The following is a 24,313-nucleotide window of genomic DNA, read 5'->3' on the forward strand; positions in this document are numbered from 1 at the left end:
GGGCCGAAACCCGCTCTCATCCCGCAGATTATTGCATCTGCTGCTGGGCCTGATCGTTGATCGCCTGGAGGGCAGCGTCGATATCGCCGCCGTCGAGGATCGCCGGAAGCTGAGCCGTGATGGCCGAACGAACTTCGGCGGTGAAGACGCCGTAGTCGACGCTGGGGATTTCGGCGAGCCAGTCGGAGAAGTTCTGCCACACGGGTGCACCGCCGAAGAATTCGTCGGTTGCCTTGTAGGCCTCGCCTTCGCGAGCCGCGAGGAGCGAACCAACGGCGCCCTGACCGACCAGGATCTTCTGGTAGAAGTCCACATCGCTGGCCCAGATGGTCTTGAGGAAGTCGATCGCTTCTTCCTTATTGTCGGAAGAGGCGAGGACGTACCAGCTGGAGCCGCCGAGGTTGGAGGCATTGACCGAGCCTTCGATATCTAGGCGCGGCGTCGAGGCGATGCCCCACAGGCCGGACTGATCGGCATTGGCCTTGATCGTGCCGGTGATCCAGACACCCACGGCAACCGCGGCGACCTCGCCGGAGGTGAACGCGCCGGTGTACTCGGCCCAGCCGGAAACCGGCTTCACCAGATCGGCTTCGTAGAACTTGGCGAAGGTTTCCAGCGCCTTCTTGAGCGGCGCGTTGTCGATGATGTTGAGGCTGCCATCGGCGTTGAAATACCACTGGCCGGCCGACTGCATCATCATCTGGATGAGGCCGGGGTCGTTCATGTCGAGGTCGAGCAGCAGATGGCCGGTCTTGGCCTTCACTTCGGTGCCGATCTCGACCAGGCGGTCCCACGTGATGTCGTTGAGGTCTTCGGCGGTGAAGCCGGCCTGCTCAAGATAGTCCGAGCGGTAGAAGAGGCCCGAAACGCCGGAGTCGAAAGGAACGGAGTAGGACTTGCCGTCAAAGGTGGCCGCAGCGACCTTGTAGGGGGCGAAGGCCGACATATCGATGGAGTCCGACAGCGGCTCGAACGAGCCGGGGAAGGACTGGAGGTACTTTTGCGCGATATCGTCCTGGATCAGCACGATGTCTGGCAGGCCATCGGTGCTGCCGGCGAGAAGCTGGGTCTGAAGCTTGGCGCGGATGTCGTCCTGGCTGGCCGAGTCATCGACGATGATATTGGCGTCGGGGTTGATCGCTGCGTACCGTGTGGCCGCTTCCTTCATCGCTGCGCCGTTGAAGTTCGGGTCCCACACCCAGACGGTGACGTCGCCGGCCGTAGCGGCTGCAACGGTGAGAAAGCTGATACTGGCCAGAGCAAGGCCGAGCATACGGCCGCGCCGCGAGAAAATGCGGTTCATTGTAGTCCTCCCTTTTCATTTGCTCTTATGTCGAGCGCTTCCTAAGCTATCCGAATAGCAGGTGGCGTCCCACTCAAAGGGCATCCCGAGTTGGCGGAAAGTAAGATGGCACAAAGGGCGTATTACGAACCCGGAACTAACGGGGTTGAGCGCCTGCCGACCGAACTGAACATGTTCCACGCCTCGCCGCTGCTGATGCGCGCGCCGCATTGGCACGCGCAGGTCGAGGTCAACTATATCGTCAAAGGCTGGGCGCATTACCGGATGAGCGGCCACGAAGTGCGCTTCGCCGCCGGCGACCTGGCGCTGTTCTGGGGCGGCTTGCCGCATTGCCTCGACGATGCGTCGGACGATCTGGTTTATGCTGGTGGACACCTGCCGCTGGTGCACTTCTTTCGCCTGCGTCTGCCGCAGGACGTGCAGTCCAAGCTGATGCAAGGTGCCACGCTGGTGACCCATGCCACCGATGCTTCGGACCCCCTTAATTTTGCTCGCTGGAACGAATATGCGCGGTCGGGCGATCCAATGAAGGCAAGCATGGCGGTCGATGAGCTGCTGCTGCGCATCGAGCGTATCCGCTTCGATGCCTATACCCTGCTGCCAGGCGCGGCCGACGTCGTCAGCGCGGTCGATGGCCTCGACCATCACTCATCGCCCATCGTGGTCCGGATCTGTGAGTTCATCACCGATAACTTCCGGGAAGAGATCGACTCGAGCGACATAGCCTCTGCCGCCGACATCCATCCCAAATACGCGATGAACGTGTTCAAGAAGTCGACGGGTATGACCCTCAATGACTACGTGAACCTGATGCGCCTGAGCTATGCTCAGGCTCTGCTGATCCAGGACGAAGCGAATGTGTTGCAAGTCGCAATGGATAGCGGCTTTGGTTCACTCAGTGCATTCAATAAGTCCTTCCGCAAGATCGCCGGCATGTCGCCCACCGACTTCCGCCGCGAGCTGCGCTGCCGGCCCAGTACGCCGGTTGCGGTGAGGGCCAACGCCTTCGGACCGATCAACTAGCGCATGTGGAAGCAGCGTCTTTCGGCACTGCTGTTTGGCGCCATCGTCGTCGCCGTCCTGATCCTGCTGCGGGCCGGCGATCCCTATGCGGTCCGGGTGGCGCGCGAGACGACCTTCGATGTTTTTCAGCAGATCAAGCCGCGATCGGCGCCGGACGATCTGCCGGTGCGCATCATCGATATTGACGAGGCTTCGTTAGCGGCAGTGGGGCAGTGGCCGTGGTCGCGTGAGACCATGGCCCTGATCGCCCGGCGCCTGACGGAGCTGGGCGCAGCCGCAATAGCCTTCGACGTGCTGTTTCCCGAGCCCGACCGGCTATCGGCGTCGGGCGCGGATAATGATGCCGGCTTCGCGCGGGCGCTGGCGGCGGGGCCCAATATTCTGGTTATGAGCCGCGCCGTGCTCGGTGGGCCGGCGCCCGCGCCCAAGGCGGGATTTGCTATGACCGGTGCCGATCCGCTCGCCAGCCTGCCCATGCTGGATGGCGTCGCCGCACCTTTGCCTATTCTTGCCGCCGCCGCCCCGGGTCTCGGCGTCGCCAGCCTTGATCGCGAGGGGGCGGGGATCGCGCGCCGCCTGCCACTGTTGTGGTCCAACGGTACGGCGCCGCTGCCGACCTTGTCGGTCGAGGCCCTGCGGGTGGCGCAGGGCGCGTCGACCTTGGTCGTGCTGGGCGACACTGCTGGGGCAGGAACGGTCGAGGGACTGAGGATTGGCGACTTTACCGTTCCGACCGGACCCAGCGGCGACATGTGGCTCTACTACCGGGAATTGCCCGCATCCACCTACATCCCGGCCCGCGAACTGCTGGGTGAAGGCTATGCCGACCTAGCGCCCTCGTTGGCTGGTCACATCGTTCTTGTCGGTGCGTCGGCGGCTGGTTTGCTCGACATTCGCGCCAGCGCCCTTGGCGAGGCGGTGCCGGGCGTTTCGATCCACTTGCAGGCGTTGGAACAGATGCTGTCCGGCACATTCCTGCAGCGGGCCGACTGGGTTGGCGGGCTTGAACTGCTGGTTATCGCCGTGACGGGCCTAGCCGTTGTCGTGGCGTTGATACTGATGGGCCCCATGGTGGGGCTGATCTTCTCAGCGCTGCTGGCTGCGGTGGTAGTCGCCGGAAGCTGGTTTGCCTTTGCCCGGCTTGGCGTGCTGTTGGACCCCAGCTTTGCCTTGTTCGCGGCGCTGGTTTCCTACGCCGCCATGGCCTTCTTCCGCTATGCGGTGACCGACGCGGACAAGCGCCGCATCCGTCGGGCCTTTGCCCACTACATCGAGCCTTCATTGCTGACCCAGCTCGAAGCCGATGGCAACCTGCTCAAGCTGGGCGGCGATGTGCGCGAGATGACGGTGATGTTTTCCGACGTCCGCAACTTCACCGCCCTCAGCGAGCGCACAGAGCCCGCCGATCTCGTCGGCATCCTCAACCGGCTGTTCGCGGCGCTTGGAGCGGCGATCGTCGCGCATCTGGGGACTATCGACAAGTTCATGGGCGACGCCGTCATGGCCTTCTGGAATGCGCCAGTGACAGTGCCCGGCCATGCGCGCAAGGCCTGCGAGGCTGCCCTCGATATGCGCAAGGCGCTGCGGCAGCTCAACGCGGCCCAGCCGGACGCCGAAGCCATTTCTATCGGTATCGGCATTTCCACCGGCCCGGCGCTGGTGGGTAATATGGGGTTCGAGGCGCGCTTCGACTATTCGTGCATTGGCGACACCGTCAACGTCGCGAGCCGTATCGAGGGCGCCTGCAAGGTGGTCTGCTACGACATCCTCGTCACCGCGGAAACACGAGAGGCGGCGCCGGAATTGGCGTTTCTCGACGCGGGGTCGACCGTGCTCAAGGGCATCAGCGAGCCCGAACCGATTTACTTGCTGGTCGGCCCCGAAAGCCTGGCGCAATCGCCGGAATTCAACGCACTGGAGAAGACGCATGCGGCGCTGCTGGCGCAGTGGGCCAGGGGCGACTTCAGCGTTGATGAGATCGCGGGCTGCCGCGCGTTGGCCGTGGTCATCGATCCCCGGCTCGGCGACTTCTACGACGCCTGCCGCGACCGGCTGGGTGATTTCCGAAGCGCCGTGCCGGCACTGGCTGGATGATTTCCGAAGGGCGGCACCTAGCTTCCGCCCCGCGCCCGGTCTGTGTATCATCGCACTAATTGATTGCCTGGGATCGCAAGCATGCAGCAGGTCACCCTATGGGAGGGATCGACTTCACCCATCGTGAGGTCCATCACCCGCACGGTCTATGTCGGCTCCGGCATCCACATGATGGTGCCCGACGGGTGCTGGGATATTGCGATCATCCGCAACAGTAGCGGTACCTTGGTGTTGCGGACCGGCCAGACGACCCCGCCGGTGCCATTCACGTATCGCGACGGCGACGAGGTTTTGGCCATTTCGTTCAGGGCCAGCACCTTCATGCCGCTGATGTCGGGAGAAAGCATGCGCGACAAGGGGGTGGCGCTAGGCGGCATTGGCAAGGACCGCTTCTGGCTCGGCACCGATGTGGTTGAAATCCCCACATTCGACAATGTCGACGGCTTCGTCGAACGCCTGTTGCGAAATGAACTGGTGCAGGAGAACGGACTGGTCGCCTCGGTTGTGTCGGGCAACCCAGCCGCGGCCACGACGCGGACGATGCAACGGCATTTCCTGAAGACGACGGGGCTGACACCAAAAGCCTACAGCCAGATTGACCGAGCTCAAAAGGCGGTGGAGCTGTTGCGGTCCGGCCAAAGCGCAGCCGACGTGGCCTTCTCGCTTGGTTTTTCCGACCAGCCCCACCTCATTCGCTCGCTACAAGCCATCACGGGTAGAACGCCGCGCCAGATAGCCAGCGCGGCGTTCGTTTAGCTCAGCGGACCTTGGCGAAGAACGTCCGCATGTCGTTGACCAGAGCTTCGGGGGCGTCGGACGCTGCGAAATGTCCGCCCTCGGCCATTTCGGTCCACTGCACGATGTTGTTGGAGCGCTCGGCGAAGACCCGCACCGAACGGAAGTCGTCGGGGAAGACCGCAACCGCGGTCGGCACCGGATTGGGCAGTTCGCGATAGCCAGCCCCTGTCTGGGCGTTTTCGAAGTAGTTGTCGCCGGCGCCGCTCGCGGTATTGGTGAACCAGTAGATCGACACATGTGTGAGGAAGCGTTCGCGGTCGAAGCTCTGCGCTGCATTGCCCTCGAAGCCGAAGAACAGTTCGCTGTTCCACGCCAGTTGCCCGACCGGTGAGTCGACAAGGCCGTAGGCCAGCGTGCCCGGGCGCTTGGACTGAATGTCAGCGTAGCCCGAGTACTTTTGGAACTTTTCGAAATTGGCGAAGCCGGCCATCTCGAACGGCGTCAGCTTTTCCATTTCGCCAGCAGCGCCGCTGGGGAAGGCGAATATCTGTTGCAGATGGATGCCGGCCAGCCCTTCGGGATTGAGGGCGCCGAGTTCGCGGCCGACCAACGCGCCGACGTCGCCGCCCTGAGCGCCCCACTTTTTGTAACCCAGGCGATCCATCAGCGTCGCCCAGGCCTTGGCCGTGCGGCCAGCGTCCCAACCGGTGCTCGACAGCGGCGTCGAGAAGCCGTAGCCGGGCAGGGAGGGGATGACCAGATCGAAGGCCAATGCCGGATCGAGGCCGTGCGCGCGCGGGTCCGTCAGCGGCCCGATAATGTCGAGGAATTCGGCGATGCTCGATGGCCAACCATGGGTCAGGATCAGCGGGAAGGCATTGGGCTCCACAGATTTGACGTGCAGGAAGTGGATGGTCTGCCCGTCAATCTCAGTCAGGAATTGCGGATAACGGTTGAGTTCGGCTTCGTGCTTGCGCCAGTCGTAGCCATTTGCCCACTGATCGACGAGTTCCTTGATGAAAGGGACGGGCTGGCCACGGCTCCAGTCGGTGGTCAGGACGTTGGGCAGGCGGGCTGTCGCTAGGCGGCGCTTGAGGTCGGCGATCTGCTCGTCAGAGATGGCAATTTTGAAGGGGGTGATGGTCATCGCTTCTACTCCGTCTGAATTGGCTGTGGTGGGGTTGGCCAGTGCGGTGGCCAAGGTTGCGGCGGCAATCCCGGCGACAAACTGGCGGCGAGTAAGGTCGGTTTGGTTGGTCATCCTGGGTCTCCGTCGCGGCGCGTTGTGAACGCTCCTGTTGTACGAGGGGCGCCCGTTTCAGGATTGAAGAAACACGACAAAGCGCGGGGAGCGCCCGGCCGAAAGCCGGGTCTGGCCATGGCCTCGGTCCGCACCATGTGCATTTTTGTCAACACGACTGGATTGAACGCGGGCCGGTTTGGTTTGGGCTATAACCTCTCCAACAAGTCGATTTCCGCGGCAGAACCCGCGGATATGGGAGGATTAGCTATATGGGTCGCTCGGCCTACTTCACCTATTCCGCTGACAGCACCAGAAATGTCATCTTTCCCTTGGGTGGCATCGGCGCGGGCTGCATTGGCATTGGCGGCGACGGACGCCTGCGCGATTGGGAGATTTACAACCGCCCCTCCAAGGGCAGTGTGAACGGCTTCTCCCATTTCGCCGTCCGCGCCGAGAAAGAGGGCAAAGTCCTCGATACGCGAGTCCTCCACGGGCCGTTCCAGGGATCGCTCACGGGCGATTTCCTGGGGCGGCCTTTCAACTCGTTTGGCTTCGGCGTGCGCCGCGAGCATATGGCCGGCTTCCCCAGCTTCGAGAGCAGCACCGTCTCCGGGCCCTATCCGGTCGCCACGCTGGATTTTGCCGATAGCCGCTTCCCGGGTGCGGTGCGGATGCAGGCGTTCAGCCCGTTCATGCCGCTCAACAGCCGCGAATCGAGCCTGCCCACCGCCATGTTCGAGTTCACGCTGACCAATACGGATAGCGAAGCGCTCGACTACACCCTGCTCGGCTGCCTCGGCTTCGACTTCAAGGCCGACGCTCTGGTGACCGCCGAGAAGCGTGGCGATCGCACGCTCATCGTCGGCCGCTCGGCCATCGACCCCAAGAGCACAGCCTATAGCGAACTCTCCATCGCCACCGATTGCGACCAGACCAGCTATCAGCGCCACTTCTACCGCGGGAGCTGGTTCGACGCGCTGGAGGTCTATTGGCAGGACATTTCTGCGCCCGGCGAGCTGAAGGATCGCTGGTACTACAAGGACGAAAGCGCGGCCCGCATGTCGGGCAGCCGGGCCATGGCCGAGCACAGCACGCTGGCCTGCCACGTCCACGTTCCGGCCGGCGAAAGCCGCACGGTGCGTGTCGCCATCTCCTGGTATGTGCCCAATGTCAGCAAATACTGGATCTCGCAGAACGCTCTGCTCGATGAGCCGCGTGATGTTCCGACCACCTGGAAGAACTACTACGCCACTCAGTGGGACAGCGCGGCCACCGTCTCCGATGTGACCATGACCAATTGGGACCGGTTCGCCGATGCCACCAAGTCCTTCCAGGATGAGCTCGGCCGTTCATCGCTGCCGGACCCGGTTCTGGATGCGGTTTCGGCCAACCTCTCCATCCTCAAGACCGCGACCGTGCTGCGACTGGAGGACGGAACCTTCTATGGCTGGGAAGGCTGTCATCCCGATGCCGGTTCATGCGAAGGCAGCTGCACCCATGTGTGGAACTACCAGCAGGCGCTGCCCTTCCTGTTCCCTGACCTCGAACGCAGCATGCGCGAGGCCGATTTCTCCTTCAACCAGATCGCCGAAACCGGGGGCATGGCCTTCCGGCTCAGCCTGCCGCTCGGTATCGGTACGGCCAATGATCGGCCCTGTGCCGACGGCCAGTTCGGCAACGTGCTCAAGGCCTATCGCGACTGGAAGCTCACCGGCGACGCTAGGTGGCTCAAGCAGATGTGGCCGCATGTCAAGGCCGCGGTGGCCTATGCCTGGCATCCCGGGAATTACGACAAGTGGGATCCCGAAAAGACCGGCGTGCTGACGGGTCGCCAGCATCACACGCTGGACATGGAGCTGTTTGGTCCCAGCTCATGGCTCAACGGCTTCTATCTCGCGGCGCTGCTGGCCGGCGCCGAGATGGGCGAGGCAGCGGGGGACACGGAGACCGCTGCCGAGTTCCGGCAGATCTACGGACGTGGCCGCGAATGGATGCATGAGCACCTGTTCAACGGTGAGTACTTCATCCAGCAGGTGGACCTGCACGACCGCAAGCAACTGGCTCCATACGATCAGAAGGGGCGCGGCTCGAACATCGTTCGCGGCTCGATCTACGATCTTTATTGGAGCCAGGAGCACGGCCAGGTCAAATACCAGATCGGGCAAGGCTGCGAGATCGATCAGGTTGTCGCGCAGTGGCATGCCAGCCTCTATGGGCTGGGTGACGTGTTCGAGCCTGAAAAGTTCGCCTCGGCCGTTCGCGCCATCTACCAGCATAACTTCAAGAAGCGCCTGGGCGACGAAGCTAATCCCTGCCGTGTTTTCGGACTTGAGCATGAAGCCGGCACGCTGATGTGTGCCTGGCCGGCGGGTGTCGAGCGCCCCGCTATCCCGGTGCCCTACAGCCAGGAGACCATGCACGGCTTCGAATACGCGTTCGGTTGCCAGCTCATGATGATCGGCGAACTCGAGAAGGGCATCGAAGTCTTTGCGGCGGTGCGCGATCGCTATCGCGGTCACAATCGCAACCCGTGGAACGAGATCGAATGCGGCTCCAACTACGCCCGTTCAATGGCGAGCTACGCCGCCGTGCTGGTGCTGTCGGGCTTCGAGTTCGACCTGGCCAAGGGCCGCATGGCCTTCGCCCCCAAGATCCGCGCAGGCGCTTCGTTCTATTCGATCTGGTCGACCGGCACCGCCTGGGGATCGATCGACATCAAGGACGGCGAGGCACGCCTCACGGTTCTCGACGGTGGACTGGAGCTGTCCGAAATCGCCATCCAGAGCGTGCGGCATACACCGGCCAACGGCCTTCAGGCTGGCGAGAGCCTGGTGATTGCCGACCCGGCCATCAGCATCGGCGCACTGCCCGATCTTACAACGCAAAACTGAACTCAACGGGGAGGAGACCCAAATGAGACATCTACTTCTGGCAGGAACGGCAGTGCTGGCACTGCTGACGGGACCTGCGCTGGCACAGCCGGCGGCCGATACCACCGCGACCCTCAAGGTCTTTCAGTGGATCAATCCGCAGATCATTGACAGCACTGAGAAGGCGATCGAGCGCTTCAAGGCGCGTTATCCCAACGTGACGATCGAGACCCAGTTCGTGCCGCAGCCGACCTGGGGCGAGTACAACAATTCGATGCTCAATCAGATCGCCTCCGGCGACTCGCCCGATATCTTCGCGTCGGCCATCGAAGGTTTTGCGGAAATCGCCAGCAAGGATCTGCTGCTCGATCTGGGCCCGGTCATCGAGGCCGATCCGGCGGCGCAGACGGTTTTGGGCGACATCGAGCCCAACCTGCTCGAAGGCATGCGCACCCGGCCCAGTGGGGAACTGAACTTCTTCCCCACCGAGTGGAACAACATGATCACCTACTACAACAAGGACATGTTCGACGCCGCCGGCCTGGAATACCCAGCCGCTGACTGGACCTGGGAGGACTTCCGCGCCGCTGCGAAGGCTCTCACCATTCGCGATAGCGCCGGCAACGCTACGCAGTACGGCTATTTCGTTCCTGGCTTCAATTTCGGCCTGCAGCCTTGGCTGCTGACCAACAATGCCAGCGTGCTCGACAACGATTGGCGGGAGTCGACCGTCGACACCCCCGAATTCCGTGAGAGCCTGGAGTTCCTCCACGCGCTGATCCATGAGGACAAAAGCGCCCCGGCTTTCGAGGCCGGCGTCGGCGGCGAGCAGTTCGTTGCCGGGCAGGTCGCGATGTTCTCCGCAGGCCATTGGCCGATCCCCGAGATTGTCTCGAGCGGCCTGACCAATGTGGGCGTCCAGATCATGCCCATCAACAAGATCGAAGCCACGGTCTTCGGCATTGGCGGACTGGCGATCACCAAGGCCTCGGAAAATCCGGAACTGGCCTGGGAATTCATCAAGGAGATGACTGGCAAAGAATACCAGCAGGAGCTGGCGGACTCGCAACGCTCCATCCCCTCGGCCCGTTCGATGGCAACGACGCCGGAATACACGGCCTTCCCCGACAATGCGCAGCTCTTCTACGCCACGGCCGCCACGGCCAAGCCCGTCGCAGCGCCGCCGAACTTCGCGCAAATCGAAGAAATCGTCATGCGACATCTGGGCGCCTACTTCACCGATAGCCAGGACCTCGAAACCACCATCGCCGAACTCGATCGTGAACTCGATCGCGCAATGGCGCGGGCGTACAACTAGCTCAGGAGGGTGGGGCGCTTGGCGCTCCACCCGCCGCTTTCGAGGAGGATCGCATGGCCACACTGAAACAACGGGAAGCCATCGCCGCGTTCGGCTTCCTGGCGCCGGCCTACATCATCTACCTGCTGTTTCTGGCCATTCCGCTCATCGCGGCGCTGTTCCTTTCGGTTCTCGAAGTCGATCGGCTGACCCTGAGCATCGACTATGTCGGCTGGGCGAACTTCGACTGGATTTTCACCGACCCACGCTTCTGGAAGACCTTCGCCAACACGTTCTACTTCATCACTCTGGCGGTGGCGGGCAATGTGGGTCTCGGGCTGGTGCTCGCCATTCTCCTTGATCGCAATCTGCCCGGACCGCTGCTTTACCTCTTCCGCTTGGCCTATTTCCTGCCAGTGCTGGTGTCCCTGGCCTTCGTGTCGTTCATCTGGCAGTTCCTGTTTTCCTACGATCTGGGCATCATCAACTACTATGTGCGGCTACTCGGCTTGCCGCCGGTGGGTTGGCTCAACGACCAGAACATCGCCATGTTCTCCATCGTAATCATCGACGTGTGGAAGAATGTCGGCTTCTTCATCATCATTCTGCTGGCGGCCCTGCAGGGCGTGCCGAAATCGCTGCTCGAAGCGGCCCGGATCGACGGCGCCTCGGCCTTCACCACCCTGCGCCGCATCAAGATTCCCTACATCGCCCCGGTCATCCTGTTCTGCGTGACCTACGCCACCATCGGCGGGCTGCAGGTGTTTGACTCAATCAAGATCATCACCAATGGCGGCCCCGGGGATTCCACCCGTTCAGTGGTGATGTACATGTACAGCGAAGCCTTCAACGCCGGTGAACTGGGTACCGGCGCGGCCTCCGCGCTCACCCTGCTGATCGTCATCGCTGTCGTGGTCGCCATCCAGCTCGGCCTCGGGCGCCGGCTAGCACGGAGGTAAGCCATGACCATCGCGCACGAAACCACCTTCTCCAACCGCGTGCTGGCCGCCTCCCAGGTCATCAACTGGCGCAATTTGCCGGTCATGATCCTGCTCGGTATCGGCGCCATCTTCATGCTGCTGCCGTTCCTGTGGATGTTCGCCACCAGCATGCGGCCGGCCAGCGAGGCCTACCAGCTGCCGCCCAGCTTCCTGCCATCGCGCCTCAACTTCGATGCCTATTGGGCGGTGCTGGACTCGCCCATCCCGTTCCTGCGCATGTATTTCAACAGCTTCGTCGTCGCCGTCGCCACCACGATCGGCACCATCGTCACCAGCGCCATGGCCGCTTTCGCCTTCTCGCGGCTGCGGTTCCCCGGTAATTCCTGGCTCTTCGGCTTCATGCTGCTGGGACTGATGGTGCCACCGGCGCTGATCGTCATTCCGCTGTTCTTCGGCATGGCCGCGGCGGGGCTGCTGGACAGCCTCTGGTCGCTGATCCTGCCGGCGCTGGCGTCGCCCCTGGCCGTATTCATGATGCGGCAGTTCATGGAGGGTCAGCCGCGCGAATACGAGGAGGCCGCGTTTGTCGACGGCGCCAGCTACTGGACCATCTTCTGGCGCATCTCGCTGCCGCAGATGGGCCCCCCGATCGCCGCGCTCAGCATCATCGTCTTCACCTCTAGCTGGAACAATTTCCTGCTGCCACTGATCTTCGTACGCAAGTTCGAGACCATGACCCTGCCGGTGGGCATGGTGGCCCTGTCGGACAACTTTGGCTCGCTATCGCTCGCCGCGATCATGGCCGCCGTGACCATGTGCGTGTTGCCGCTGCTAGTGGTGTTTCTCATCGCGCAGCGCTTCATCGTCGAATCCATCACCAGTACCGGCATCAAGCGCTAGGAGATCACCATGCTCGGCTCACAGATTATCGATCTCAATCGCAGCATTGCCGGCGCGGATATAGGCGTCCCCGAGATCCGTACCTTTGGCTTTGCTTCGTTCCAGCAAGCGGTGCCGACCACCGACTCTTGGTCGTCCCATCGCGGGCCGGAGCTGGTCTTCATGCTCGAAGGCGAGGCCTGCTGGGAGCTGGAAGATGAACTGTTGGTCCCGGTTTCGGGCGGGCAGTTCGTGCTGTTCCCGGCCGAGAAGGCGCATCGCATAGTCAACGGCCTCTATCCACCCAGCCAGTCGTTCTGGATGGTGATGGCCGGCCCCGGTCATGCGCCGCCGGCGCTGCTGACCGCCGACGGCCTCCGCGACTTCCAGAATTACCTCGGCAAGCGCGGACTGACGCACGACATCGAGCCCAACTGCCAGACGGCGATCCGCGAGCTGGCCGAGCTGATCGATGACCCGCGCATCTATACCGGCTCGGCCCTGCTGATCGCCGAGATCCGGGCCAAGCTCCATGTCGTGCTCATCGAGGCCTGGAAGGCCCAGGACAAGCGGCTGGGCGAGAGGCACAACAGCGAAGTGGTCGAGGAATTCCTGCAGCTTCTGCACGGCGACCCCTATGCCGAACTCAATATCGGCGATGTGGCGGGCGAGCTCGGCTATAGCCGCGGCTACCTGCACGACCGCTTCCGCAAGGAAGTGGGCATGTCGCCCAGCGATTATGCCCAACGCCTGCGCATCAAGCGCTGCTGCCAGCGGCTCACCGCGACCGAGGAGTCGGTGACCGACATCGCCATCGAATTCGGCTTCGGCAGCTCACAATATTTCTCGAGGGTCTTCCGCAAATATGTCGGGACCACGCCAAGCGAGTACCGCTCGCAGATGCTGATACGGGAGCACTGATCATGACCACGGTCGAACTGCGCGACATGCGCAAATCCTATGGCAACCACCAGGTGGTGCATGGGGTGTCCCTGCGGATCGAGGACGGCGATTTTGTCGTCTTCGTGGGACCCTCGGGCTGCGGCAAATCCACCATGCTGCGGATGATCGCCGGGCTGGAGGTGATCTCGGGCGGCGAACTGCTCATCGACGGGCGGGTAATGAACGAGGAAACCCCGGTCAGCCGCGGCATCGCCATGGTATTCCAAAGCTACGCGCTCTATCCGAACATGACTGTCTACCAGAACATGGCGTTTGGCCTCGAACAACAGCGCGTGCCCAAGGCGCGCATTCATGAGCTGGTGATGGCGGCGGCGCAGACGCTCAAGATCGAGCCCTTGCTGCAACGCCGACCGGGCCAGCTTTCGGGCGGCCAGAGCCAGCGTGTGGCTATCGGTCGTTCGATCGTGCGCGATCCCAAGATTTTCCTGTTCGACGAACCGTTGTCCAACCTCGACGCTGAGCTGCGCGTGCATATGCGTGTCGAGATCGCCAGCCTGCATAAACGCATGGGCCGCACGACCATCTATGTGACGCACGACCAGGTCGAGGCCATGACCCTGGCCGACCGGATCGTGGTGTTCAACGAGGGTCGCATAGAGCAAACCGGCACGCCGCTTGAACTCTACAACAACCCGGCCAATTTGTTCGTGGCGGGGTTCCTCGGTTCACCCAAGATGAACTGCATTGCCGGCCACGCCGTATCCTCCGATGTCGGTGGCATGGTGGCCGACATCATTGGTGGTCGGTTGCCTTTGGGTACGCTGACGGCCAGCGCCGGGCAGGCGATCGTCGTCGGCGTGCGACCGGAACACTTCGAGTTAGCTGCACCGGATGCAGGGGCGTTGCGAGCCCGAGTGCGGTTCACCGAGCAACTGGGTGGCGAGACGTTCCTGCACTGCGATCTGACCGCGCCAGCGGACGAGGAAGAGGCGAGGATCGTAGTGAAGCTGCCGGGCCAGCGGCACTTCGCCGATGACGAACTGATCGGCCTCACCGTACCCGCTGAACGCGTCTACGGCTTCGACAGCGCCAGCGGTATGGCGCTGCCTCGCATATAGCTGGCGGGAGAAACCCATGAGCAGCACTGAGCTTGTCCGCGACACGCTCGCGGGCCTGGAATGGCGTTCGTCCCGCCTCTGGCGTGCAGGCCTGCTGGGCGCGTCCGGCATCGCGCCCCGGGCCATCATCGAGCCGGCGCAGCGGCGGCCTGATGTGGAAATCGCTGCGGTTGCTTCGGCTCGCCCCGGGGCGGCGGCGCGTTATGCGGCCGAGCGCGGCATCTCGACCGCGCATGACAGCTACGTGGCCCTGCTGGCCGACGAGACTATCGACATCGTCTATGTCGGCCTGCCGATTGCCGCTCACGCCCGGTGGACCATTGCGGCACTGGAGGCAGGCAAGCATGTGATCTGCGAAAAGCCGTTTGCGCTTGATGCTACCGAGGCCCGAGCCATGGTCGAGGCGGCCGAACGCGCCGGCCGGCGGCTGATGGAGGCCTTCCACTATCGCTATCATCCGCTATTCGAGCATGTGATGGATTTGTGCCGCGGCGGCCGGCTAGGCCAGATCGAACGGCTAGCGGGTTGTCTCGATGTCAGCATTCCGTTCGATCCCACGGCGATCCGGCACGCACCACAACTGGGCGGCGGTGCGCTCATGGACCTTGGTTGCTATCCGGTACATTGGCTTCGCTCCATCGCGGGGAGCGAGCCTGTCGTCCGTGCCGTCGAGATCACGCGCACGAAGCTTGGTGTTGATGAGAGTATCAGGGCTTCGCTGGACTTCGCTGGCGGCGTGTCGGCCGAAGTCGTCACCAGCATGGCCGAGGGCATTCCCACGCGCTGCCATCTGCGCGTCGAGGGCAGTCTGGGCATGCTGGAGGTCAACAACCCCGCCGGCCCTCACGACGGCCACAGCATCGCTCTGAGGATCAAAGGCGAGCCGCCGGCCGTCTACACGATGGCCGGGCGCACCACCTTCGACTACCAACTAGCGGCGTTTCTGCAGGCGATCGAAACCAGCGGTTCTCTGCCGACCGAAGGAAGCGATGCTATTGGCAATATGGCCGCGATCGATGACATTTATCGGGCCGCGGGCGGACGGGTAGCCGGGCCGGCGCGAGCCTCAGACTAGCTCGACCTGATCGGCTAGCCAGCGCTTCTCGATATCCGGCGGTTCGACGCCGACGCTGTGGCAGGCGCTGTCAACGCTGAAGACCTTGGCCGCGACCCTAACCGACAGCCGCTGCCCGCCCGACATTGCGCTGAAAACGATGTGATCCTCGTCGATTTCCCTGCGCTCGCCGAGCCGGGCCGAAGCCTGGCTCTGGCCACGCGCGGCACCCCAGCGCATCACCGCCAGTTCGGCCGCTTGCGCGGGTTCGTCGAGCTCTGGATTGCCGCGCGAAGCGGGCAGGTAGAGCTCACCGTGCTCTAGCGCCGCCAGAAAGGCCGGCACCTCCGCCGGCTCCAGCCGCCCATAGCGCTGACCCTGCGGCAGCACGATCAACGAGGCAGCGAAACGGCAGCCGCCAAGATGGGTGGATTGCAACACGTTGAAGCGGGCCGGGTCGGCCGCGGCAGTCAGCGCCTTAAAGGTGGCGAAGCCGAAGCGGGCGCAGCAGGCGTCGCGCTTGGAGTCGGTGCAGCACAGAATGGTGATGCGGTCGTCGACGGGGCCGGGCAGGGGGTGTCCCGCCGTCCAGGCCTCGATCAAGGCCACCATTTCGGTCTCACTGGCCGTGGAAACGAAGCGACCCTCGGGATAGGCGAGCAGGGCAGGCAACTCCTGACCCGGAGTACCTTCCACCAGTTCGACGGCATTGCTGGTCACATCAGACTGCATGGCGCTGCGAATGGCTTCACCCAATTCCGCGCTCATATCGGCAGATTGGAACCGTGGCACCCGCCACTTTCCCTTGGGCCAGGGCATCATCAAGAACCGGGGACGTAGCTCGCCGGTGCCTTCATGCGGCTCGCCGCGCTCCAGCGTCAGGGTTCGGCAGAAGACGTGCTTGCTCATCGCCGCTGGCCCCTGAGAGCGTCAATATGCGCGGCATTTCCGTGATCGTGCAGATTCATACGCCGGTCCGTCGGCGACACCCCGTCGCGAGAGTTTGCACTAGGATTTATGACCAATCATGTCAAGTTTGGTGGCTGGTAATATGATTTGACAAGTCATATTTTCTGGCTGTAGCTGTGCGGATGCCGGGGCCATGGCTGCGGCGCAGCTCTTGCTTGGGGTATTCCATGTCCATCAAATCGATTCTCGTCGGCCTGGCCGGCGCGATGATGCTTGCCGCTATGCCAGTGCAAGCCGTCGAAATCACCCACGACCTCGGTACCACCGAAGTGCCCGACGCGCCGCAGCGCATCGTCGTCCTCGAATACAGCTTCGTCGACACACTGGCCGCCGTTGGTGTGTCGCCCGTTGGCATTGCCGATGATGACACGCGCGAGTCCATCATTCCTGCCTATACTGCCATCATTGGCGACGAATGGACCTCCGTCGGCTTGCGCCGCGAGCCGAGCCTCGAACTGATCGCGTCACTGCAGCCCGATCTGATCATTGCCGATACGAGCCGCCACGAAGCCATCTACGGCGCACTCAGCGAAATCGCACCGACGATCGTCTTCGACAGCCTGACCGGCACTTACGAAGTGGCCATCGAAGCCGCCAAGACCATCGCCCACGCCGTCGGCAAAGATGCCGAAATGGCGGCGCGTCTTGCCGAGCACACCGCCACCATGGATGCCTTCAAGGCAGAAGTGGGCGACGTTTCGGACCTGTCGATCCAGTTCATGATCGACAATGGCGAAGGCATCTTCCTGCACTCGCCGGTGAGCTACAATGGCTCGCTGCTGGCCTGGTTCGGCTTCAAGAGCAATATGCCGACGCCAGATGGCCATACCTATTCTGAGGCCATCGTTCAGACTTCGCTGGAACAGCTTTCGGAGATCAACCCGAGCGTCATTCTGCGCGGCAAGTACACGGATCCTGGTCTCACCGACTCCTGGGTTGGCCAGCCCCTCTATGACAATCTCGACGCGGTCAAGAACGGGCATGTCTACGACGTGATCGCCCACGAATGGTCTCGCTTGCGTGGCGTGCTCGCCTCCGAGGTGAGCGCGGCCAACCTGGTCGAAATCATCAAGCAGATCCGCCAATAGTGCCTCTGCTTCTGCGCTATGGATTGATGGCGACAGCAGTGCTGCTTGCGGCGCTGCTGTCGCTAACCATTGGTCAGCGCAGCGACGTTTGGCTGGGCAACGTGCTCCAGCTTCTGTTTGTCGATGACGGTAGTCTGGCGCGATCGGCGGTGGTGGATCTACGATTGCCGCGCATGCTGGTCGCCGGGCTTGTCGGTACAAATCTGGCTTTGGCCGGGCTCGCGCTGCAGGCCATCACCCGCAACGCGCTGGCATCTGAATCGGTTCTGGGGATCAACCAGGGCGCGGCTTTCGGTGTTGCGCTGGCGGTGGTCATGCCGTCGCTGATGATCATCAATCTCGACGTCATGGCGATCCTGGGCGCGATTGCAGCCGGGCTCATAACCTTCTCCATCGCCGGGGGTCTTGGCGGACGGCTCGATTCGATGCGGCTGATCCTGGCCGGTGTCACTGTGGGGGCCTTCAGCTTCGCGCTGGTTCGCTTCACCTTTACCCTCGAGGACAACCTTTCGCGCCTGATCCTGAGCTGGACCTCGGCCGACATCTCCTCCGCGCGCCTCGATCAAGCGTTTCCGTTGGCGCTCTGGGCAACAGGTGGGTTGGGCGCCAGCCTGTTGCTGGCGCATAGCTACAACATCCTCGCCTTGGGCGATGGAGCCTCGCAAGGCCTGGGCATCGATCCGCGCCGCATGCGCTTTCTCGGCGCTCTGCTGGCTGCCATCCTAACAGGTGCCAGCGTTGCGGCCGCAGGGCCGGTCATGTTCGTCGGGTTGGTGGTGCCCCATCTGTGCCGCCTGTGGTTCGGTCATAACCATCGTCTGCTGGTTCCGGCCGTCGCCATGGGCGGCGCCGGCCTCGTGCTCTGCGCCGACGTGGTGTCCAAGCTCGTACGCTTTCCCTATGAAACCCCGCTCGGGGTCATCTGTGCGCTGATCGGGGCGCCATACTTCCTGTTTGCCACCATGCGCGCGCGGACCATGGCATGACCGACCTGTCGCTCGATCAATTGCGAAGCCGCACGGCCACACGCAATTTGCTGGTCCTCTTCGCCCTGATGTCGCTGACCGTCTGCGCGGCACTGTGGGGCCTCGGCGTCGGGGCCGTGGCCATTCCGGTCGATGTGATCATCAACACCGTCTTCAACCTGCCCGGCGAGCAGCAAACCTACATCATCATGCGATCGCGCCTGCCGCGCATCCTCATGGCCCTGCTGGCCGGCGGGGCGCTGGGTCTTTCCGGCGCCATTATCCAGGCGGTGGTGCGCAATCCGCTGGCCAGTCCCAACATTATCGGCATCAACTCGGGCGCGGCCCTCTTCGCCCTCGGCCTAGTCCTGTGGCTGCCCAGCGTGCCCGAAACCTTCATGCCGCTGGCGGCCTGCATTGGCGGGGTCACGGCGGCAGCTTTCGTCATCGTCGTATCGCACCGCCGCAGGCTTTCGGCCATCCATCTCGCCCTGATCGGCGTAGCGGTCGGTTTTGTGTTCGAGGCCGGGGTCGACTACCTGCTGGTGGTCACTTCCGATCGCGAAACCTCGGCCGCGATGATGTGGCTGACTGGCTCGCTCGTCGGCCGCACCTGGAACCACGTCACCATCAGCTGGCTGCCGCTCGTGGGGTTGGGTTCCGCCGCATTGGTGCTCGCCTACCGGCTCGATCTCATCGCACTGGGCGAGGAAACCGCCACTGAGCTTGGCCTCAACGTGCCGATCCAGCGCATCCTGCTGTTGCTGGTGGCCACGTTCCTTGCCAGCGTTGCGGTGGCTTTTGTTGGCGTGATGGGTTTCATTGGCCTCATGGCGCCCCATATTGCCCGCCGCCTGGTAGGCGGCTCGCATCGCTTGCTACTGCCGGTTTCAATGCTGGTGGGCATGCTTCTGGTGGTGTTGGCCGACGGTATCGGCCGCGCCGTCGCGCCACCACTCGAGATTTCGGCGGGCATCATCACAGCGCTGATCGGCGCGCCATTCTTCATCTACATCATGCTGACCACCGCCAGCGAGCAGGAGCCATGAGCATAATTCTGTCCGGTGTGACCGCCGGTTATGAGCGCGATCGGCCGATCGTCGAGGGCATAGATCTGGAAATCCGCACCGGCGAAGTGACCGTCCTCATCGGCCCCAATGGCTGCGGCAAGTCGACCTTGCTCAAGACCATCGGACGGCTGCTGAAGCCGTCAACGGGTACTATCCGTGTCGATGAGCTAGACGTGCTGCGCAATGATCCCAAGCGCGTGGCCCGCACGATCGCCTATCTGCCGCAGAGCCCGATCGTGCCCGGCGCCATCACCGTCGAGCGGCTGGTGGGATATGGACGCGCGCCGCACCAGTCGCTGCTCGGCCTGCGCTCGGCGCGGGATATCGAGATGGTCGATCACGCCATCGGCGTTACCGGGCTCGAGGAGCTGCGCCTCAAACCGGTCTCCGAACTCTCGGGCGGCCAACGCCAACGCGCCTTCATCGCCATGGCCCTGGCGCAGGACACGCCCTACGTGATGCTCGACGAGCCCACGACCTTTCTCGACATTCGCCACCAGGTGGAAACCCTCGACCTCGTCCGCCAGCTCCACGATGCCGGCCGCACCAGCATTGTCGTACTGCACGACATCGCCCAGGCGGCGCGCTACGGCGATCGTCTCGTGGTGATGCATGCCGGGCGGATCGTCGCCGAGGGCCGGCCGGCCGATGTGGTGACCCCAGATCTACTGCGCGACGTCTACGGGCTCGAATGCGCGGTTTATCCCGATCCGATCGCCGGTACGCCGGTCGTCACGCCGCGCTAGCCGCATCAAATCACAGGTTTGCGCCAATTCCCGAAAAATCGGGGTTGCACCAAAACCCCTGTTTCTCTATGTCTCCGCGCAGTCGGGGCGTAGCGCAGCCTGGTAGCGCATTTGTCTGGGGGACAAAGGGTCGTCGGTTCAAATCCGGCCGCTCCGACCATTCTCTCCACTGCATCGAAATCGAGCGTTGGCCCGCTAGGGCAGCGCGGCCCATTGGAGATTTGCCAATGCCGCTCACGGCGCACGAGATCCAGCCTGCTTTTGCGCTATGGCGCGAAGTGGAGGGCGGGGCAGGGCACCTGCTCAATCATTCGGAGAATCAAACCTTCCGCATAGATACGCCCAACGGCGGGCGCTACAGCCTGCGGGTTCATCGCCGGGGCTATCAGTCTGCCGGCTCGATCGAGGCTGAGCTTACCTGGCTCATGGCCTTGAGGCGCGGCACGGCAGTGCCTGTTCCCGAACCACTTCCGGGGCACAACGGGCAACTGCTGCAGAGTTTCCGCACGCCGGACGGCGAACCGCACTTGGCTGTACTGTTTCATTTCATCGCGGGGCAGGAGCCGTTGCCCAGCGACAATCTGGCTGGCCTGTTCGGGACGCTTGGTGGTTACGCGGCGACGCTGCACCAGCAGGCGATGAACTGGAAGCCTCCGCCCGGGTTCCAGCGGCAGGTCTGGCAGGCCTCGACGATTCTCGACGCCGATGGACTATGGGGGGACTGGCGCGTTGCGCCCGGTGTCGACGCGTCAATACGGCCGGTACTGGACCAGCTCGAAGCGGTGCTCCGGCAGCGCCTCGGCGATTATGGCACGGTGCCCGACCGTTTCGGGCTTATCCACGCCGACATGCGCTTGGGTAACCTGCTGGTGGATGGCGAGCGCGTTACGCTGATCGATTTCGACGACTGCGGTTTCTGTTGGTTCACCTACGATTTCGCGGCCGCCATCTCGTTCCACGAGACCAGCCCGACCATTCCCGCTCTAAGGGCAGCCTGGCTCGATGGCTATCGCCGCATCCGTTCGCTGACCGAAGAGGATATCGCCTCGCTGGACACCATGGTCATGCTGCGCCGCATGGCGCTGTTGGCCTGGATAGGCTCACACGCCGAGACGGGGCTGGCGCGGACGCACATGACCGGCTTCGCGGCCGGCACCGCCGCCCTGGCCGAGCGCTACCTTCGCGGATCCATCTGGTCTTAGATCAACATCTCGCTACGTGGCGCGCCACGTCGCTGATCGTTCCTGATTGCGCTGGAAATGCCCCAAATTAGCCCAGCGATCAGGTAGTAGTGGCGCCAGTGGTCACTATCGATGATTGCCGATTCCCCAAGTAGCATCAGGTAAGTAGCCATCAGCGGAATCATCATCAGCCGGAAGGGCGAAGGCCGCGCGAGACCCGAAAAGCCACGCCAAAGCGTGAGGATGGCGAGCAGGTAATACATCGCCCCGCCGCCCCAGCCGTATGAGTGCAAAACCGTAACATAGACGTCGTGGGGAGCCTCGATAATGCGCAGGAACCCGAACTGTCCTGGGCCCATGCCTAGGGGGTTGGCCAGCGCAAGATCGAACGCATAGCCCTGGCGGCCGAAACGTCCGGTTTCGCCGGAATCGTATTCCTGACTCTCCGTGCGGGTCTCGAAGAGGTTGCTGACCGCTGGAATACTTAGCAGTCCGGCCAGTGCTATGCCCAACATGGCAATGCCCACCAGCGACATGATCATGATGCGGACTCTGTCGCGGGCCGCGGCCTCAAGCCAAAAGCAGAAAACCAGCACCAGCACCGATGAGAACGCGAAGTGGCCCCAGGCCGCGCGGGAGAAGCTGACAAAAACGCCAACGAACAGCAAGAGATAGACGGCGGCGCCCCAGAACTGTCTGCGCCCGGTGCCCAACAGCACGCGTTGCAGCGCAAACATCGCCGGCAGCACCAGAAACGGCCCGTAGACGTTCGGGTCCTTGAAAGTGGCTTTGGCGCGGCCATACCTCACAAAAAGGTCGCCGCCAGGTAGCAGTCCAAGATAGGCCAGCGTTCCAACGAGCGCGCAGAAAACTGCCGCCGCGGTGTAGGCACCCATCACGATGCGCATCCGCCGTTCCGTGGCCTCGGCGACGTAGTTGGCGACGAAATAGCTGGTCAGCAGAAGGAAGATCGTGACGAACGTGAAGATCAAAGCATCTTCGATAGGCGTATAGCGAACCTGGAACGCTGCGATGAGGGCAAATGGCGTGAAGGCGATGAGGATGGCAAGCAGCCCGAAAACCGATCGGTACAGCCCCATGCCGGCGAGGAAAGCGATGGGCAATACAGCGAGAAATGTCAGCTCATAGGGCGACGGTTCGAACAGTACGAAGCCGCCGGAGAAAATCCAGAAGGCAACCATAAAGTCCAGCAGGCGCATGGCCCGCAGCCGAACGACGGCGAGGCCAAGTCCCTTGGATACTGCTCCAAGGCCGCTTCCGCCGAGGGCGCCCGCGTCGCTCAATAGGCATTCTCATTGTGAGACACGAGCGATACCGGCGTCATCACGACGATGTATAGGTCGAGCAGGATCGACCAGTGCTCGATATAGTAGAGGTCGTGGTTCACGCGCTGCATGATTTTGTCGATCGTGTCGGTCTCGCCACGCCAGCCGTTGATTTGGGCCCAGCCCGTCATGCCCGGCTTGACGCGGTGTCGGGCGAAATAGCCTTCGACGGCCTCGTAATAGAGCTGGTTATCGGCCTTGGCCTGCAGGGCATGGGGGCGGGGGCCCACGATCGACAATTCATCCTTCAGTACGTTGAAGAGCTGCGGCAGCTCGTCGATCGAGGTCTTGCGGATGAACCGGCCGACCTTGGTGACGCGCGGGTCGCCCTTGGTCACCAGCTTGGCGGCGGAGACATCGAGCATGTCGGTCCGCATGGAGCGGAACTTGTAAATCTTGATGAGCTCGTTGTTGAAGCCGTGCCGGCTCTGCATGAAGAACACCGGCCCCTTGCTTTCGAGCTTGATGGCAATGGCGGTCGCAATCATCACCGGTGACAGAAGGATAAGCGCGGTCAGTGCCACGACCTTGTCGAACACCCACTTAAACACCAGGTTCCAGTCCGAGATCGGTCGGTCGGCCATGTCGAAGACGGCGATATCACCGACATAGGAGTAGGCTTTGTCGGTGAACTTGAGCTTGCTCATATGGGCCGAGAGCCGAATATCGACCGGCAGCACCCAGAGCTGAGTCAGCATGTCGAGCACACGCTTTTCGGCCGATAGCGGCATCGAGACGATGACGAGGTCGACCTGGCTGCGCCGAGCGAATTCGATGAGATCGGCGACCTTGCCGAGCTTGGGGTAGCCCGCGACGGTGTCGGGGGAGCGATCGTCGATCCGGTCGTCGAACAGGCCCAGCAGCGAGATATCGTTGCTGGCGCCCGCCTTGATCTGGTCGATCAGCGCCTCGGCATCCTTGCCGCCGCCCACAATCACCGTGCGGCGCCGCAGCCTTCCATGGGCCGTCCAACGCATGATCAGCGCCCGCAGTGCTAAGCGATAGGCCACCAGCAGCACGGCACCGGCCACGAACCAGCTCGCCAGCCAGACCCGCGAGAACAGGTCGGCGGCCTTGAAGAAGAAGATGCCGACCGCCAGCACGACCATGACCAGCGTCCACGCCACCAGCACCCGGCCGAGTTGGCCGAACAGCGAACGATAGGCGGCGATGCGATGCGTGCGCCCGGCATTGAACAGCACGTTGGCGAGCAGGCACGAAGCCAGGATCACCGGCACATAGAATGCCGGCTGCCCGAGTTCAACGTAATACTCGTAGATGCCATAGCCCAGCGTCGCCAGCAGCACGGCCTCGACGACCTGCACCACCCCCACCACGACCGCACCCGAGAGCGACCGCTCTACCGGTGCGGCAATGATGGCTTCGGCGGCAGGCGACAAAGCCCGCTCACCCTCGCCACCAGCCTGCCGGGATACGTGATCCAGCACAGCCTGTTTGGGATCGACACGATACATGAGACGCTAA

General features: G+C 62.9%; 20 protein-coding genes and 1 tRNA gene. 16 read left to right on the top strand and 5 right to left on the bottom strand.

Annotated features, from left to right (window positions below; translation table 11 throughout):
- Positions 1 to 28: 28 nt before the first annotated feature.
- Positions 29 to 1,303: an ABC transporter substrate-binding protein gene (locus MF606_RS07785; protein ID WP_240233239.1), complete on the bottom strand. Its 1,275-nt coding sequence runs from the start codon at positions 1,301 to 1,303 to the stop codon at positions 29 to 31.
- Between the two features lie 105 nt (positions 1,304 to 1,408).
- Here MF606_RS07785 and MF606_RS07790 point away from each other — a divergent pair, with 105 nt between their 5' ends.
- The 3 genes from MF606_RS07790 (at position 1,409) to MF606_RS07800 (ending at position 5,176) form a co-directional block, all read left to right on the top strand.
- Positions 1,409 to 2,326: a helix-turn-helix domain-containing protein gene (locus tag MF606_RS07790; protein ID WP_240233240.1), complete on the top strand. Its 918-nt coding sequence runs from the start codon at positions 1,409 to 1,411 to the stop codon at positions 2,324 to 2,326.
- Between the two features lie 3 nt (positions 2,327 to 2,329).
- Positions 2,330 to 4,420, top strand: a complete 2,091-nt coding sequence (locus MF606_RS07795) for a CHASE2 domain-containing protein (RefSeq protein ID WP_240233241.1) — start codon at positions 2,330 to 2,332, stop codon at positions 4,418 to 4,420.
- Between the two features lie 81 nt (positions 4,421 to 4,501).
- Complete coding sequence (locus MF606_RS07800) at positions 4,502 to 5,176, top strand: helix-turn-helix domain-containing protein (RefSeq protein WP_240233242.1); 675 nt, start codon at positions 4,502 to 4,504, stop codon at positions 5,174 to 5,176.
- A 1-nt stretch (position 5,177) separates the two neighbouring features.
- Here MF606_RS07800 and MF606_RS07805 read toward each other — a convergent pair whose 3' ends face one another.
- The gene (locus MF606_RS07805; protein WP_240233243.1) at positions 5,178 to 6,419 is read right to left on the bottom strand and encodes an epoxide hydrolase family protein; all 1,242 of its coding nucleotides are present in this window, start codon (positions 6,417 to 6,419) and stop codon (positions 5,178 to 5,180) included.
- Positions 6,420 to 6,670: 251 nt separating this feature from the next.
- Between MF606_RS07805 and MF606_RS07810 the strand changes: the two genes are divergently transcribed.
- Genes MF606_RS07810 through MF606_RS07840 form a run of 7 tightly spaced genes read left to right on the top strand, consistent with a single transcriptional unit; the run spans position 6,671 to position 15,484 of the window.
- Positions 6,671 to 9,292: a GH116 family glycosyl-hydrolase gene (locus MF606_RS07810; protein ID WP_240233244.1), complete on the top strand. Its 2,622-nt coding sequence runs from the start codon at positions 6,671 to 6,673 to the stop codon at positions 9,290 to 9,292.
- Between the two features lie 22 nt (positions 9,293 to 9,314).
- Complete coding sequence (locus MF606_RS07815; RefSeq protein WP_240233245.1) at positions 9,315 to 10,589, top strand: ABC transporter substrate-binding protein; 1,275 nt, start codon at positions 9,315 to 9,317, stop codon at positions 10,587 to 10,589.
- A 53-nt stretch (positions 10,590 to 10,642) separates the two neighbouring features.
- Positions 10,643 to 11,527: a carbohydrate ABC transporter permease gene (locus MF606_RS07820; RefSeq protein ID WP_240233246.1), complete on the top strand. Its 885-nt coding sequence runs from the start codon at positions 10,643 to 10,645 to the stop codon at positions 11,525 to 11,527.
- 3 nt (positions 11,528 to 11,530) lie between these two features.
- Positions 11,531 to 12,409, top strand: a complete 879-nt coding sequence (locus MF606_RS07825; protein WP_240233247.1) for a carbohydrate ABC transporter permease — start codon at positions 11,531 to 11,533, stop codon at positions 12,407 to 12,409.
- A gap of 9 nt (positions 12,410 to 12,418) precedes the next feature.
- Positions 12,419 to 13,309, top strand: a complete 891-nt coding sequence (locus tag MF606_RS07830) for an AraC family transcriptional regulator (protein WP_240233248.1) — start codon at positions 12,419 to 12,421, stop codon at positions 13,307 to 13,309.
- Between the two features lie 2 nt (positions 13,310 to 13,311).
- Complete coding sequence (locus tag MF606_RS07835; RefSeq protein WP_275693135.1) at positions 13,312 to 14,409, top strand: ABC transporter ATP-binding protein; 1,098 nt, start codon at positions 13,312 to 13,314, stop codon at positions 14,407 to 14,409.
- 16 nt (positions 14,410 to 14,425) lie between these two features.
- A complete protein-coding gene (locus tag MF606_RS07840) occupies positions 14,426 to 15,484 on the top strand; it encodes a Gfo/Idh/MocA family protein (protein ID WP_240233249.1) in 1,059 nt (352 codons plus the stop codon).
- Here the strand turns inward: MF606_RS07840 and MF606_RS07845 are convergent.
- A complete protein-coding gene (locus tag MF606_RS07845) occupies positions 15,476 to 16,372 on the bottom strand; it encodes a sucrase ferredoxin (RefSeq protein ID WP_240233250.1) in 897 nt (298 codons plus the stop codon). The genes MF606_RS07840 and MF606_RS07845 overlap by 9 nt on opposite strands.
- Before the next feature lie 227 nt (positions 16,373 to 16,599).
- Here MF606_RS07845 and MF606_RS07850 point away from each other — a divergent pair, with 227 nt between their 5' ends.
- The 6 genes from MF606_RS07850 (at position 16,600) to MF606_RS07875 (ending at position 21,503) form a co-directional block, all read left to right on the top strand.
- Entirely contained in the window at positions 16,600 to 17,520 is a 921-nt protein-coding gene (locus MF606_RS07850; protein ID WP_240233251.1) for an ABC transporter substrate-binding protein, read from the top strand.
- On the top strand, positions 17,520 to 18,506 hold the full coding sequence (locus tag MF606_RS07855; RefSeq protein WP_240233252.1) for a FecCD family ABC transporter permease: 987 nt from the start codon (positions 17,520 to 17,522) through the stop codon (positions 18,504 to 18,506). The genes MF606_RS07850 and MF606_RS07855 overlap by 1 nt, the downstream gene beginning before the upstream one ends.
- Complete coding sequence (locus MF606_RS07860) at positions 18,503 to 19,534, top strand: FecCD family ABC transporter permease (protein ID WP_240233253.1); 1,032 nt, start codon at positions 18,503 to 18,505, stop codon at positions 19,532 to 19,534. The genes MF606_RS07855 and MF606_RS07860 overlap by 4 nt, the downstream gene beginning before the upstream one ends.
- The gene (locus tag MF606_RS07865) at positions 19,531 to 20,301 is read left to right on the top strand and encodes an ABC transporter ATP-binding protein (protein ID WP_240233254.1); all 771 of its coding nucleotides are present in this window, start codon (positions 19,531 to 19,533) and stop codon (positions 20,299 to 20,301) included. Before MF606_RS07860 ends, MF606_RS07865 begins: the two co-directional genes overlap by 4 nt.
- 83 nt (positions 20,302 to 20,384) lie before the next feature.
- Positions 20,385 to 20,461: transfer RNA gene (locus tag MF606_RS07870), tRNA-Pro, on the top strand.
- A gap of 67 nt (positions 20,462 to 20,528) precedes the next feature.
- Positions 20,529 to 21,503: a phosphotransferase enzyme family protein gene (locus tag MF606_RS07875; protein ID WP_240233255.1), complete on the top strand. Its 975-nt coding sequence runs from the start codon at positions 20,529 to 20,531 to the stop codon at positions 21,501 to 21,503.
- Here MF606_RS07875 and MF606_RS07880 read toward each other — a convergent pair.
- The gene (locus tag MF606_RS07880; RefSeq protein ID WP_240233256.1) at positions 21,500 to 22,786 is read right to left on the bottom strand and encodes an O-antigen ligase family protein; all 1,287 of its coding nucleotides are present in this window, start codon (positions 22,784 to 22,786) and stop codon (positions 21,500 to 21,502) included. The two genes, MF606_RS07875 and MF606_RS07880, sit on opposite strands and share 4 nt — an antisense overlap.
- Positions 22,783 to 24,303, bottom strand: a complete 1,521-nt coding sequence (locus MF606_RS07885) for an undecaprenyl-phosphate glucose phosphotransferase (RefSeq protein ID WP_240233257.1) — start codon at positions 24,301 to 24,303, stop codon at positions 22,783 to 22,785. Before MF606_RS07885 ends, MF606_RS07880 begins: the two co-directional genes overlap by 4 nt.
- Positions 24,304 to 24,313 lie beyond the last annotated feature (10 nt).

Origin of the sequence: Devosia lacusdianchii, assembly GCF_022429625.1 — a bacterium.
Classification (GTDB): domain Bacteria; phylum Pseudomonadota; class Alphaproteobacteria; order Rhizobiales; family Devosiaceae; genus Devosia; species Devosia lacusdianchii.